At 74.4% G+C, this 12,603-nt stretch carries 13 protein-coding genes; 3 read left to right on the top strand and 10 right to left on the bottom strand.

The features are described 5' to 3' along the window. Positions 1 to 2: 2 nt before the first annotated feature. The 6 genes from pcaB to ADL05_RS27700 all read right to left on the bottom strand — a co-directional run bounded on the left by pcaB (position 3) and on the right by ADL05_RS27700 (position 5,800). Positions 3 to 1,364: a 3-carboxy-cis,cis-muconate cycloisomerase gene (pcaB, locus tag ADL05_RS27725; protein ID WP_053619972.1), complete on the bottom strand. Its 1,362-nt coding sequence runs from the start codon at positions 1,362 to 1,364 to the stop codon at positions 3 to 5. A gap of 174 nt (positions 1,365 to 1,538) precedes the next feature. After that, positions 1,539 to 2,102 carry a protocatechuate 3,4-dioxygenase subunit alpha gene (gene pcaG, locus ADL05_RS27720; RefSeq protein WP_053619971.1) on the bottom strand — a complete coding sequence of 188 codons (564 nt, stop codon included), beginning with the start codon at positions 2,100 to 2,102 and terminating at the stop codon, positions 1,539 to 1,541. Next, positions 2,099 to 2,857 carry a protocatechuate 3,4-dioxygenase subunit beta gene (gene pcaH, locus ADL05_RS27715; protein WP_053620081.1) on the bottom strand — a complete coding sequence of 253 codons (759 nt, stop codon included), beginning with the start codon at positions 2,855 to 2,857 and terminating at the stop codon, positions 2,099 to 2,101. Before pcaH ends, pcaG begins: the two co-directional genes overlap by 4 nt. Positions 2,858 to 2,943: 86 nt before the next feature. After that, complete coding sequence (locus ADL05_RS27710; protein WP_053619970.1) at positions 2,944 to 4,116, bottom strand: thiolase family protein; 1,173 nt, start codon at positions 4,114 to 4,116, stop codon at positions 2,944 to 2,946. A gap of 95 nt (positions 4,117 to 4,211) precedes the next feature. Beyond that, the gene (locus ADL05_RS27705; RefSeq protein WP_053619969.1) at positions 4,212 to 4,967 is read right to left on the bottom strand and encodes a CoA-transferase subunit beta; all 756 of its coding nucleotides are present in this window, start codon (positions 4,965 to 4,967) and stop codon (positions 4,212 to 4,214) included. Then, the gene (locus tag ADL05_RS27700; RefSeq protein WP_053619968.1) at positions 4,964 to 5,800 is read right to left on the bottom strand and encodes a CoA transferase subunit A; all 837 of its coding nucleotides are present in this window, start codon (positions 5,798 to 5,800) and stop codon (positions 4,964 to 4,966) included. Before ADL05_RS27700 ends, ADL05_RS27705 begins: the two co-directional genes overlap by 4 nt. A gap of 176 nt (positions 5,801 to 5,976) precedes the next feature. On the opposite strand from ADL05_RS27700, the gene ADL05_RS27695 reads away from it, so the two are divergent. Both ADL05_RS27695 and ADL05_RS27690 read left to right on the top strand, forming a co-directional pair. Continuing rightward, positions 5,977 to 6,780: an IclR family transcriptional regulator gene (locus tag ADL05_RS27695; protein WP_053619967.1), complete on the top strand. Its 804-nt coding sequence runs from the start codon at positions 5,977 to 5,979 to the stop codon at positions 6,778 to 6,780. A 207-nt stretch (positions 6,781 to 6,987) separates the two neighbouring features. After that, entirely contained in the window at positions 6,988 to 7,860 is an 873-nt protein-coding gene (locus ADL05_RS27690) for an aldo/keto reductase (protein WP_053619966.1), read from the top strand. A gap of 241 nt (positions 7,861 to 8,101) precedes the next feature. On the opposite strand, the gene ADL05_RS27685 is transcribed toward ADL05_RS27690, so the two are convergent. Then, positions 8,102 to 8,707 carry a TetR/AcrR family transcriptional regulator gene (locus ADL05_RS27685; RefSeq protein ID WP_053619965.1) on the bottom strand — a complete coding sequence of 202 codons (606 nt, stop codon included), beginning with the start codon at positions 8,705 to 8,707 and terminating at the stop codon, positions 8,102 to 8,104. Between the two features lie 97 nt (positions 8,708 to 8,804). On the opposite strand from ADL05_RS27685, the gene ADL05_RS27680 reads away from it, so the two are divergent. After that, entirely contained in the window at positions 8,805 to 9,848 is a 1,044-nt protein-coding gene (locus tag ADL05_RS27680) for an aldo/keto reductase (protein WP_053619964.1), read from the top strand. A 24-nt stretch (positions 9,849 to 9,872) separates the two neighbouring features. Here ADL05_RS27680 and ADL05_RS27675 read toward each other — a convergent pair whose 3' ends face one another. The 3 genes from ADL05_RS27675 to ADL05_RS27665 form a co-directional block, all read right to left on the bottom strand. Next, positions 9,873 to 10,394, bottom strand: a complete 522-nt coding sequence (locus ADL05_RS27675) for a GNAT family N-acetyltransferase (RefSeq protein WP_053619963.1) — start codon at positions 10,392 to 10,394, stop codon at positions 9,873 to 9,875. Between the two features lie 221 nt (positions 10,395 to 10,615). Continuing rightward, positions 10,616 to 11,368, bottom strand: coding sequence for a thioesterase II family protein (locus ADL05_RS27670; RefSeq protein ID WP_053619962.1), 753 nt, complete (start codon positions 11,366 to 11,368; stop codon positions 10,616 to 10,618). Between the two features lie 777 nt (positions 11,369 to 12,145). Continuing rightward, a complete protein-coding gene (locus ADL05_RS27665) occupies positions 12,146 to 12,355 on the bottom strand; it encodes a hypothetical protein (RefSeq protein WP_053619961.1) in 210 nt (69 codons plus the stop codon). Positions 12,356 to 12,603: the final 248 nt, after the last annotated feature.

Here is a 12,603-nt window from a genome sequence, read left to right as displayed (position 1 = left end):
GCTCATCCTTCGTCGGTGCTCGTCCGGCCCCGGCGGCCCCCGGCCGCGGTGACCCGGTCGGTGAACTCCGCGGCGGCGCCCAGGTAGCCCGCCGGGTCCAGCAGTGTCTCGATCCTCTCGCGGGTGCGGGTGCCCTCCAGGCGCTCGGCCAGGACCGCGGCCAGGGGGCGCCCGGTGGCCGCGGTCTCCTCGCAGGCCGCCGTGACGAGCCGGTGGGCGTCGAGCCGGCCCAGTTCCGGGGCCAGGTCGGTGGTGACGCGTTCGCTCAGTGCCAGTCCCGCGGTGGCGTCGAGGTTGGCGCGCATGCGCTCGGGGTGCACGCGCAGCCGTGTCACTCCGGTGCGCAGCCAGGACACCGCGCTGCCGGTGCGGCGCAGCAGGTCGGTCAGGGGCAGCCACTCGGCGTGCCAGGCGCCGGCGGCGCGCTGGTGCTCCTGGATCTGGGCGGCGAGGAGCGTGGCGACCAGCCCGGGCGCCTGGCGGGCGGCGGCGAGGGCGCCCACGGCCGCGACGGGGTTGCGCTTGTGCGGCAGGGTGGAGGATCCGCCGACGCCGGGGCCGCCCTCCTCGGTCACCTCGCCGACCTCGGTCTGGGCGAGCAGGACGATGTCCTGCGCGCTGGTGCCGACGGCGCCGCAGACCCGGCCCAGGGCGGCGGCCAGGTCGGCGACGCGGCCGCGCTCGGTGTGCCAGGGCAGGACGGGTTCGGGCAGGTCCAGGCGGGCGGCCAGGGCGGCGGTGACGGCGGGCCCGCCGGGGCCCAGGGACGCCAGGGTGCCCACGGCGCCGCCGAGTTGGACGGCCAGTCCGGTGCGCAGCACGGTGTCGAGCCGGTCGGCGGCCTCGGACAGGCCGTGGGCCCAGCCGGCGGCGACCGCGCCGAAGGTCGTGGGCAGGGCCTGTTGGAGCAGGGTGCGCCCGGGCATGGGCGTGGTGCGGTGGCGGGCGGCCAGGTCGCGCAGGCCGGCGGTGAGGTCGGCCAGGTCCACCAGGACGGCCCGCCCGGCGCGGCGGGCCACCAGCATGGCGGCGGTGTCCATGACGTCCTGGCTGGTGGCCCCCTGGTGGACGTGGCCTGCGGCTTCGGGGTCGGCCTCGCGCACGGCCGCGGTCAGCTCCCTGACCAGGGGGATGACCGGATTGCCTCCGCCCGCGGCCGCCCGCCCAAGCGCGTCGGGGTCGTAGCGGTCCGCGGTGCAGGCGGAGGCGATCGACTCGGCCCGGTCGTGCTCGATCGCCCCGGTGTCGGCCAGGGCGCGCGCGAGCGCGGCCTCGGTGTCGAGCAGGGCCTGGAGCCAGGCGGTGTCGTCGGTCAGCGGCCCCACGGGGCCGTGGTTGAGGACACCGTCGAACAGGCCGGGCATGCGGGTTCCTCGCTAGGTCGCATATTCTGCATCATTTCGTACTCGCGGCCGCCAGGCTGCCTCTCGCGGCGTCTCTGCGCTCGTGCAGCACGACCAGGCTGAACTTCGCACATCGTCTCGCGGGAGATGGCCTGGCGACCGCTCGCTCACCCGAAAGCCCTCAAAGAACACTCCCTAGATGTCGAAGAAGGCGGTCTCTCCGTCGCCCTGGAGGCGGACGTCGAAGCGGTAGCCGTCCGGGGCGGGCCGGGCCACCAGGGTGGCACGGACCTCGGGGTCGGTGATGCCGTTGAGGACGGGGTCGGCGGCGTTGGCCGCCTCCTCCTCCGGAAAGTACACCCGCGTGACGACGCGGTTCAGCATGCCGCGCGCGAACACCGACACGTCGATGTGCGGCGCCTGGACGCCCTCGGGGCCCGGCACGGAACCGGGTTTGAGGGTGAGGACGCCGTACTCGCCGGCGGCGTCGGTGGGGCAGCGGCCGAAGCCGCGGAAGCCGGGGCGGGACACGGCGCCGCGCGGGTCGTCGGGGTGGTCGAAGCGGCCCTCGGGGTCGGCCTGCCAGGTCTCGATGAGGGCGTCGGTGACGACCTCCCCGGCGCCGTCGTAGACGGTGCCGCGGATCCACACCGCCCCGGGCGTGCCCTCGGCGACGGCGTAGGGGCCGTCGGGCCAGGGCAGCCCGATGTGGAGGTAGGGGCCGACGGTCTGGGAGGGCGTGGTGGGGTACGTGCTCATTCGTCGTCCTCCATGATCTCCTCGTCGGACTCGAACGGGGTCTGTTCACGTCCGCGCAGCACGATGTCCCAGCGGTAGGCCAGGGCCCACTCGGGTTCGGTGGTGTCGTAGTCGAACCGGGCGAGCATGCGCTCGCGCGCCTTGGGGTCGGGCACCGAGTTCCACATGGGGTCCTGGAAGAACAGCGGGTCGTCGGGGAAGTACATCTGCGTGACGAGCCGCTGGGTGAAGGCCCGGCCGAACAGCGAGAAGTGGATGTGCGCGGGCCGCCAGGCGTTGCGGTGGTTCTTCCAGGGGTAGGCGCCCGGGCGGATGGTGACGAACCGGTAGCGGCCCTGGGCGTCGGTGAGGACGCGTCCGACGCCGGTGAAGTGCGGGTCCAGGGGGGCGGGCCAGTTGTCCGCGGCGTGGCGGTAGCGCCCGGCGGCGTTGGCCTGCCAGATCTCGACCAGGGTGTGCGGGACGGGGGTGCCGTCGCTGTCGCGCACCTGGCCGTGCAGGATGATCCGCTGGCCCTGCGGCTCCTCCTCGTGCTGGCGGGTCAGGTCGTGGTCGAGCTCGCCGAGCCGGTCCTGGCCCAGGACCGGCGAGGTGGTCTCGGTGAGCGTGTGCGGCAGGAGGGTGAGCGGGCGCTTGGGGTGGCGCAGCGCGGTGCTCTTGTAGCCGGAGTGGTCCAGCGGCGGGTGGGTGTCGTGGTCGCGGATGTAGCCGGGCACGATGAGCCCGGGCGGGGTCCCGTCCGGTGTGGTGGGCATGGCGGTCATTCTTTCCCTCGGTGCGGTGCCCGGTCCCGGGGCGTGTTCCGCGTGCTGGTCTTCTCAGTCTGCTCGTGGGTGGCGGGTCAGGCCTCCAGGACGACGGCGATCCCCTGGCCGACGCCGATGCACAGGGCGGCCAGCCCCCAGCCGCCGCCGCGGCGGCGCAGCTCGTGGGCGAGCTGGCCCACCACGCGCGCGCCGGAGGCGCCCAGGGGGTGGCCGATGGCGATGGCGCCGCCGTGGGGGTTGACGATGGCGGGGTCCAGGTCGGGCCAGCCGCGCAGGCAGGCCAGGGACTGGGCGGCGAAGGCCTCGTTGAGTTCGACCACCGACAGGTCGCCCCAGCCGATCCCGGCGCGGCGCAGCGCGGTCTCGGCGGCCTGGACGGGGCCGATGCCGAACACGTCGGGGTCGACGCCGGCCGTGCCGCGTCCGGCGATCCGCGCCATGGGCTCCAGCCCGGCGGCCTCGGCGCCCCGGCGGTCGCCGATGACCAGGCCGGCGGCGCCGTCGTTGAGCGGGGAGGCGTTGCCCGCGGTGACGGTGCCCTGGGCGCGGAAGGAGGTCTTGAGTCCGGCGAGCTTGTCGGCGGTGGTGGCCCGGATGCACTCGTCGCGCTCCAGTTCGGCGCCGGGGACCTGGACGATCTGGTCGTCGAAGATCCCCTCGGCCCAGGCGCGGGCGGCCTTGGTGTGGCTGGCCAGCGCGAAGGCGTCCTGTTCGGCGCGGTCGATGCCGAACTTCCCGGCCAGGCGCTCGGTGCTCTCGCCGAGCGAGATCGTCCACTGGTCGGGCATCGCCGGGTTGACCATGCGCCAGCCCAGGGTGGTGGAGTGCAGGGTGGCGTCGGTGGCGGGGAAGCCCTTGGCGGGCTTGGGCAGGACCCACGGCGCCCGGCTCATGGACTCCACGCCCCCGGCCAGGGTGAGGCTCGCGTCGCCGGTCTCGACGGTGCGGGCGGCCTGGACGACCGCTTCGAGGCCGGAGCCGCACAGCCGGTTGACGGTGGCGCCGGGCAGGCCGGTGGGCAGCCCGGCCAGGAGCGCGGCCATCCGGGCGACGTTGCGGTTCTCCTCGCCGGCCCCGTTGGCGTTGCCGAGGTAGACCTCGTCGTAGGCGGCGGGGTCGGCGCCGTTGCGTGCGGTCAGCGACGAGAGCACGTGGGCGGCGAGGTCGTCGGGGCGCACGCCGGACAGGGCGCCGCCGAACTTGCCGAAGGGGGTGCGGACGGCGTCGAGGATGTAGGCGTCGGTCACCGTGGGCCTCCAGGGTGTGGCGCGGCCGGCGCGGGGCCGGTCGCGGGCGATGTTGAACCTAACAGTGTTAGGTATAGTAGTCGGGCGCTCCCGGCTCAGGCCGACCCGGTCAGCTCCCGCAGCACCGCGAGCTCCTCCGTGGTCGGCTCGGGGGTGAGCGCGAGGTCCTCGGAGACCGCCAGGTCCCACCCGGTCGCCGCCCGGACCGCCGCCACGTCCACACCCGGGTGCACGCCGGTCAGGACGAGCTCCCTGGTCTCGGGATGGGGCTCCATGACGCCGAGGTCGGTGATGACGCGCATCGGCCCCGCCCCGGTCAGCCCGAGGCGCTCGCGGTCGCCCGGACCGGCGCCGTGGCCGACCGAGGTCACGAAGTCGACGCGCTCGACGAAGGCGCGCGTGCTCTGGCGCATGATGACCACGACCTCACGGCAGGACGCGGCGATCTCCGGAGCGCCGCCGGCCCCGGGCAGCCGGACCTTGGGGGCGTCGTAGTCGCCGATCACCGTGGTGTTGATGTTGGCGTACCGGTCGATCTGGGCGGCGCCGAGGAAGCCGACGTCGATCCGCCCGGGCTGGAGCCAGTAGTTGAACACCTCGGGCACGGACACCACCGTGTCGGCGGTCTCGGCCAGGATCCCGTCGCCGATGGACAGCGGCAGGTGGTCGGGCACGGCGCCCAGGGTCCCGGACTCGTAGATCATCCACAGTCCGGGTGCGTGCGTGCGCCGGGCGACGTTCGCGGCGGTGCTGGGCAGGCCGATGCCTACGAAGCAGGCCATCCGGTCGCGCAGCGAGCGCGCCGCGGTGACCGTCATGATCTCGTCGGCGGTCCAGGTCACGGTGGTCACAGGGCCCTCCCTGCGGGCTGCGGGCGGGTGCGGGGGGCCTCGCCGGCCAGCTCCTCCAGCCAGGCGGTGAAGGCGGCGCGGTCGCGGCCGATCGCGTCCCAGGCCTTGTAGGCGTCGTTGTCGCGCTCGTAGTACCCGTGGGCGTAGGAGGGCGCGGCCCCGCCGGGCACCGGGCTGACGGCGGTGACGACCCGCGCGGGCAGGATCACCTGGCCCGGGACGGGGTCGAGGGTGTCCACGACCTCCTCGACGGTGACCAGGACCCGCTCGGCCGCCAGGGCGGCCTCCTTCTGGATGCCGGTGATGCCCCAGAGCTGGACGTTGCCGTCGGTGTCGGCGCGCTGGGCGTGCACGATGGTGACGTCGGGGTTGAGGGCGGGGACCGCGGCCAGTTCCTGCCCGGTGAAGGGGCAGGTGATCGACTTGATGTGGGGGTTGTGCGCCACCAGGTCGGTGCCGCTGTAGCCGCGCAGGACGGCGAAGGGCAGGCCGGAGGCGCCGGCGACGTAGCGGTTGGCCATGCCGGCGTGGCTGTGCTCCTCGATCTCCAGCGGGACCGGCCAGGAGGAGGTCACGGCGTCGCGGAACCGGTGCAGGGAGCCCACTCCGGGGTTGCCGCCCCAGGAGAAGACCAGCTTGGCGGCGCATCCCGCGCCGATCAGCTGGTCGTAGACGATGTCGGGGGTCATCCGGACCAGCGTGAGGCCGCGCCGGCCCTGGCGGATGATCTCGTGCCCGGCGGCGACGGGGATGAGGTGGGTGAACCCCTCCAGAGCGACCGTGTCGCCGTCGTGGACGAGCTCTCGGACCGCCTCGTCCAGGGGGACGATCATGTGATCTCCCGTTCGTATAGCGAATGCATGTTCACACAGCGAACATCTTGGGTACGACAGTAGCGCCGACCATGGTCGGGGTCAAGGCGCCCGCCGGTGCCGTCCCCGCTGTGCGACATGAGAACATCGCGAAGGGCCACGCGCCTCCGCACGACACCCGACCCAGGAAGGGCCCCATGCCCACCGACGACGACACCGCTCGCGGCTCCCACTTCGTCCAGTCCCTGGAACGGGGGCTGATGGTGATCCGCGCCTTCTCCGCGGAGCGGCCCTCCATGACGCTGAGCGAGGTCGCCCGCGAGACCGACCTGACCCGCGCGGCGGCCCGCCGCTTCCTGCTCACCCTGGGCGACCTCGGCTACGTGCGCACCGACGGCCGGCTGTTCTCCCTCACCCCGCGCGTGCTGGAGCTGGGCTACGCCTACGTCGCCTCCGCGGGCCTGCCCGACGTGGCCCAGCCGCACCTGGAGGACCTGTCCGCCCGCGTGCACGAGTCGGCCTCGGTCTCGGTCCTGGAGGGCGACGACGTCCTCTACGTCGCACGCGTGGCGACCTCGCGCATCATGGCGGTCGCGATCACGGTGGGCACCCGCTTCCCCGCCTCGGCCACCTCGATGGGGCGCGTCCTGCTCGCCGGGCTCGACGACGCCGAACTCGACGCCTACCTCGACCGCGTGAAGCTCGAACCGCTCACCCGCTTCACCATCACCGACCCCTCCGAGCTGCGGGCCGAGGTCCTGCGGGTGCGCGAGCGCGGCTACTGCGTCGTCGACCAGGAGCTGGAGGAGGGCCTGCGGTCCCTGGCCGCCCCCGTCCGCGACGCATCGGGCAGGGTCATCGCCGCCACCAACGTCTCCGCCCACGCCAACCGCTCCTCGAACGAGGACATCCGGCGCGACCTGCTGCCCGTGCTGCTGGAGACCACCGCCCGCATCGAGTCCGACCTGGCCTCGGTCGCCCGCCGCGACGCCGGCGGCTGAGGGGCTCCGGGCACCCGGACCCGGAGGCCCGGACAACCGGTCCCGGGGACGGGAGCGGCCGCATCCGGAGGCCCGGGCGACGGGACCCGGAAGGCGGGAGCGGCCGGACCCGAAGGGCGGGGGCGAGCGGATCCGGGCCGTCCGGCCCTTCGTGGCGGCTTGCCAGCCCACCCCGCCTGCTGAGATCCTGCCCGTCGGGAGGACCATGTGATCGACGTAGACAGCAATGCCGCGCAGGCGGGGACCTTCGCGCTGGGCGGCGACCTGCCCGTGCACCGGCTCGGCTTCGGCGCGATGCGGATCGTGGGCGAGGGGGTCTGGGGCCCGCCCCGCGACCGCGACGAGGCCCTGGCCGTCCTGCGCCGCGCCGTCGAGCTGGGCGTCTCCTTCATCGACACCGCCGACTCCTACGGCCCCGCGATCAGCGAGGAGCTCATCCGCGAGGCGCTGCACCCCTATCCCGACGACCTCGTCATCGCCACCAAGGCCGGGCTGGCGCGCACCGGCCCGTCCCAGTGGCACCGCCTGGGCCGCCCGGAGTACCTCAAGCAGCAGGCCGAGCTCAGCCTGCGCCACCTGGGCCTGGAGCGCCTGGACCTGTTCCAGCTGCACCGGATCGACCCCGAGGTGCCGCTGGCCGACCAGCTCGGCGCGCTGATGGAGCTGCGCGCGGAGGGCAAGATCCGGCACATCGGGCTGAGCGAGGTGACCGTGGACGAGCTCTCGGCCGCGCGCGCCATCGCGCCCGTCGCCTCGGTCCAGAACCGCTACGACGCCGCCTTCCGCGAGCACGAGGAGGTGCTGGAGCAGTGTGAGCGCGACGGGATCGCCTTCCTGCCCTGGGCGCCGGTCGCGCGCGGGGAGCTGGCGGGCCCGGACTCGCCGCTGGCCGCGATCGCCGCCGAGCACGGTGTGAGCCCGGTCCAGCTGTCCCTGGCCTGGCTGCTGCACCGCTCCCCGGTGATGGTGCCCATTCCCGGCACCTCGCGCGTGGCCCACCTGGAGGAGAACACGGCGGCGGCCGGCGTGCGCCTGACGGAGGACGAGACCGAGCGCATCGGCCGCTTCCTGGGCGCGTAGGGCGTCGCCGCGTCCTGGACCCCCGGGAGCCCGGGCGTCGACGCGGATCCCTCGGGACCGGCCGGCGTCCCGGCAGCGGGCCCGGGCCCCGCATCCGGGGCCGTCCGCGCCCTGACCTCCGCGCGCCCGGGACGCGGAGCCGGGGACCGGTCGGCGCACGCGTCCCTCCCGGGTGCGTTCGCGCCCGGGTGTCTCGGAGCCCCCGTGATCCGCGCCGGGTGCTGGGACGCGCCGCCGGGCCTCACCCGGACACGAAGACACCCGCCCGGGCCGCCTCGGCCGCGGCCCGGGCGCAGCGCAGCGCGGCGGCCTCGTCCAGCGGATCGCCGCTGGCCAGGAGGCGGTAGTACAGCGGCGCGGAGACCGCGCGGACCACCTCGGCGGCGTCGGTGCCGGGCGGGACCTCGCCGCGTTGGACCGCCTGGTCCACGCACGGCGCCCACTCGGCGATCCGGGCGGCGTAGAACCGGTGCAGCGCGGCGGCGGTGCGCTCGTCGCAGGCCGCGGCCGCGATCATCGCCTTGAACAGCGCCCCCTGGCGGGGATCGACCAGCGTGCGGCGCACGAGGCGAGCGTTGGCCAGCAGGTCCTCCAGCAGCGAACCGGTCTCCACCCGCGGCAGGGACTGCTCGGCCATGTCCTCCAGCAGGTCCGCGACCAGCGCGGGCACACTCCCCCACCGGCGGTAGACCGTGGTCCTGCCGACGTCGGCGCGCCGTGCCACGTCGGCCAGGTCGAGGCCGGCCATCCCGTGCTCGGCCAGGGCGTCGCCCGCCGCGGCCAGGACCGCGGCGCGCACCCGCGCGGTGCGCCCTCCGGGGCGGACGCTTCCCGGTTCAGCAGGCATAAAGGGACTCCAGTTCCATTAATGCGTTCGGCGTGCTAGCGTACGAGTCATCTTAACGGAACAACAGACCCGTTAGTGGTCTCCACCGGAGGGCTCCATGCGATACCGCACCCTGGGCGCCAGCGGCCTGCGCGTCCCCGAGCTCAGCCTGGGCACCGGCACCTTCGCCGGACGCGGCCCCCTGTTCAGCGAGTGGGGCGGCACCGACGCCGAGCAGGCACGGCGCCTGGTCGACATGAGCCTCGACGCGGGCCTGACCCTCTTCGACAGCGCCGACGTCTACTCGGACGGGGCCGCCGAGGAGGTCCTGGGCGCGGCGGTCAAGGGCCGCCGCGACCGGGTCCTGCTCTCCACCAAGTTCGGCCTGCCCACAGGCGAGGGCCCACAGGACGCGGGCACCTCCCGGTCACGGATCATCCGTGGCACCGAGGACGCGCTGCGCCGCCTGGGCACCGACCACGTCGACCTGCTCCAGCTGCACGGATTCGACGCCGCGACCCCGGTCGAGGAGAGCCTGTCCGCGCTCGACACCCTGGTCCGCGACGGCAAGGTCCGCTACGTGGGGGCGTCGAACTTCGCCGGCTGGCAGCTGATGAAGTCGCTGGCCGCCGCCGACCGCCTGCACCTGCCCCGCCACGTCGTGCACCAGGTCTACTACTCCCTCGTCGGCCGCGACTACGAGTGGGAGCTCATGCCACTGGGCCTGGACCAGGGGGTGGGCGCGATGGTGTGGAGCCCGCTGGGCTGGGGGCGGCTGACCGGCCGGATCCGCCGGGGGCGGCCCCTGCCCGAGCGCAGCCGTCTGCACCGGACCGCCGAACTGGGCCCGCCGGTGGCCGACGGCCTGCTCCACGACGTGGTCGAGGTCCTGGACGAGATCGCCGGGGAGGTCGGCCGCAGCGTCCCCCAGGTCGCGATCAACTGGCTCCTGCGCCGCCCCACGGTGTCCTCGGTCATCATCGGCGCACGCGACGAGGAACAGCTGCGCGAGAACCTGGGCGCGGTCGGGTGGGAGCTCACACCCGCCCAGGTGGAGCGCCTGGACGCGGTGAGCCACCGGCCCGCCCCCTACCCGCGCTTCCCCTACGAGCGCCAGGAGGGGTTCGCCCGGATCGACCCCCCGCTCTTCGCCCGCCCGTGACCGCGCGGGGCCACGACGGCGGTCTCAGGCGGGACGCATGCGGAAGACCTGCAACCGCATGCCGTAGTACTTCTCCGTCTCGCCCACCCACTCCATGCCGAGCCTGCGCGCCACCGCGATCGCCCGGGTGTTGTGTGGGCGCGCGACGGCGAAGACCTCCTCGATCCCCTGCTTGAACGCCCAGCTCATGAGCGCTTGGCTCGCCTCGGTGGCGTAGCCCTGGCCCCACACGTCCGGGCGCAGGGCCCAGGTGAGCTCGAAGTCCTCCTCGAACGGTGGCAGGAGCTTGAGCGAGAGTCCGCCCACGAGCTCCCCGTCGGATTCCCGGACGATCGCCCAGCGGCCCGCCGGCGGGACCAGGTTCGGCCCGGCCTCGATCCATGCGTGCAGTACCGAGCGCATCGCGTCGACGTCGTTCACCGGTTGCCATTCCGGCGTCAGCCAGTGAGCGACTTCCTCGGCCCCGTAGACCTTCAGGGCGGCTTCGGCGTCGCTCAGCTCCCACTCCCGGATACGGAGTCGGTCGGTCGGCAGCTCAAGTCCCATACCACAACGGTAACCCGGTTCGAACCACCCGGACAGGGGGGTGTCGCTTGCGGAGGCGCCCCTGGGCCGGTCGGCGGGGGCGCCTCGCCCGCGGGAACCGCCTCGGTGCCCCGGGATCACACGGGCGGGACGCGCCGTCGCGTTCGCCCGGGTCCACGGGACGGGCCGGTACCGCGGTGACGGCAGGCAACCGCAGGGGGCCGACTCGGCCGCGCGACCGGTCAGACCGACACGGGCTCGGCCGCGCGGACGTCCTCGGTCACGCGCGCGGCGACCTCGCGCAGGCGGCCGACGAAGTAGAAGTGGCCGCCGGGCAGGATGTGCGTCCGGACGGGGCCCTCGGTGCGGCCGTGCCAGGCGGCCAGCCGGGACGGGGGCATCCCGCGGTCGTCCTCGCCGCCCAGCACCGTCACGGGATGGCGGAGCAGGGGCGTGCCGGGCTCGGGGCGCCAGGTGTCGACGACGGCGAGGTCGGCGCGGACGAGGGGCTCGGCGTCCCTCCACCGGTCGTGGTCGTCCAGGACGGAGGCTGGTGTACCGCCCATGCGGGCGACCGACGCGCGCAGGCGCTCGTCGGTGAGCCGGTGGCGGGGCCGGTCCCACTCGACGCCGGGTGCGGGGCTCCAGGCCGAGACGCCGAGCCAGGAGGGCGCGGGACCCTCGGCCAGGCGCAGCGCCATCTCGTAGCCCACCAGGGCGCCCATGCTGTGCCCGAACAGGCCGTAGGGCCGGTCCAGGTAGGGCTGGAGGCGGTCGCACAGGTGGCGGGCCAGGTCCCGGGCGTCGGTGAAGGGCGCGCTGTCCGACGAGCGGCCGCGTCCGGGCGCCTCGACCAGGCACACGTCCCAGTCCGCGGGGAAGTGGCGGACCCAGGCCCGGTAGCCCTGCGGGGAGCCGCCCGCGTGGTGCAGGAGGAAGAGCCGGAACCGGCTGTGCGGAACGGGTCTGATCCGCGTCAGGACACCTTCGTGCACTGTTCCTCCCATCGCTCTCCGATCCGGCACCGGAGCAAAGCTACCAGCCAGTAGAACCAGCGGGTAACCAGAGTCCGCACCGGTGGGGCGTGCCACCCGACACGGAGCGCCCGCTCGACCCGCCCCCGGCCCTCCCGAACCGCCGCGCGGCGAAACCGCCGCCACCGGAGCGCGTCGGCCCGCTACTCCCACCTGGAGGCTTCACCTCTCCTTGGGGTCCTTGGGGGCCGGGCCGGACGCCCATCGCCGGCGCTCCGACACGCCTCCGGCACGCGAGCGCCCGCCGCGTTCGGGGCGTCCCCGTGTCGTGCCCTCATCGGCGCGCCCCCATGCACTGTGGCCGAGGCGGATCGCCACGGGCCCACGCGCCCACGCTCCGCACGCGGCACCGGCGGCCGCGCTCCGCCCGGCCGCGACGTTCCGGACGCCCGGCCACCGGTCGACGATGCGCGCACGCCGAACGCCCGCCCCTCCCAGAGCCGGGGCGCGCACCGCGTCACACGCCGGTTCGCGGACCGGAGCGGCGACCGCCCGCGCCGCCCGGGAGGGGCGGGTCCGATGGTCCTTCGGCACCGGAGTTCCGAGCCGACGTGCGCGGGACCCGCGGTCGCTCGTGCGGGGTGCGTCCCGGGGACGCGTCCGCTACGGCGCCGTGTACGACGTGGGATGGGGATGCCGCACGTCCGTCGTGGACGGGTCTCCGGCGTGCCGTCGTTGGCGCGTCCGCTACTCCGAGGGCGTGGACGGGTCTCCGGCGTGCCGTCGTTGGCGCGTCCGCTACTCCGAGGGCTCGGGCAGGGGCGGGCACTCCACGCTCGGGTTCACCCCCAGGTAGTTCAGCGGACCCACGAAGATGGTGCCGAACGTGTGCCCAACGGTCGAGCACGAGGCCTCGTCGCGAAAGAACAGGCCCCGCTGGAAGGCGGCGACCAGTCCGATCAGCAGCCACAGGACGACCAGGGTCGACAGGACGATCCGTAAACGCACTCTCTGCCTCCGGGGGGAAGTGGGGGATGGGGGGTGGCTGGGGGGCGTGGGTGTCGACCAAGACCTACCCGCGCCGCGTGGATCCCCAACCAGGCGGCGGCCTCCGAGACACGCGAACACGCGCCTGCGCTGACAAGGGAGGGTTGACGCGCCCCGGAGGGCACCTTACGATGACCGGACCATTACGAAGCGTGTTCGTTCTGGTGAACGACCACGGTCGATCCGACCCCGCCCCCCCCCCCGCCAAC

Source organism: Nocardiopsis sp. NRRL B-16309 (genome assembly GCF_001279585.1).
In the GTDB taxonomy this organism is placed as follows: Bacteria; Actinomycetota; Actinomycetes; order Streptosporangiales; family Streptosporangiaceae; genus Nocardiopsis.
The sequence above is the reverse complement of the archived record's forward strand: the minus strand, read 5'-3'. Positions and strand labels throughout refer to the sequence as shown.

Excerpts from the sequence above, each read along its gene's own strand:
- pcaB (WP_053619972.1), bottom strand. The coding sequence starts at position 1,364 with ATGCCCGGCCTGTTCGACGGTGTCCTCAACCACGGCCCCGTGGGGCCG.
- pcaG (WP_053619971.1), bottom strand. The coding sequence starts at position 2,102 with ATGAGCACGTACCCCACCACGCCCTCCCAGACCGTCGGCCCCTACCTC.
- pcaH (WP_053620081.1), bottom strand. The coding sequence starts at position 2,857 with ATGCCCACCACACCGGACGGGACCCCGCCCGGGCTCATCGTGCCCGGC.
- ADL05_RS27700 (WP_053619968.1), bottom strand. The coding sequence starts at position 5,800 with ATGATCGTCCCCCTGGACGAGGCGGTCCGAGAGCTCGTCCACGACGGC.
- ADL05_RS27695 (WP_053619967.1), top strand. The coding sequence starts at position 5,977 with ATGCCCACCGACGACGACACCGCTCGCGGCTCCCACTTCGTCCAGTCC.
- ADL05_RS27685 (WP_053619965.1), bottom strand. The coding sequence starts at position 8,707 with ATGCCTGCTGAACCGGGAAGCGTCCGCCCCGGAGGGCGCACCGCGCGG.
- ADL05_RS27680 (WP_053619964.1), top strand. The coding sequence starts at position 8,805 with ATGCGATACCGCACCCTGGGCGCCAGCGGCCTGCGCGTCCCCGAGCTC.
- ADL05_RS27675 (WP_053619963.1), bottom strand. The coding sequence starts at position 10,394 with ATGGGACTTGAGCTGCCGACCGACCGACTCCGTATCCGGGAGTGGGAG.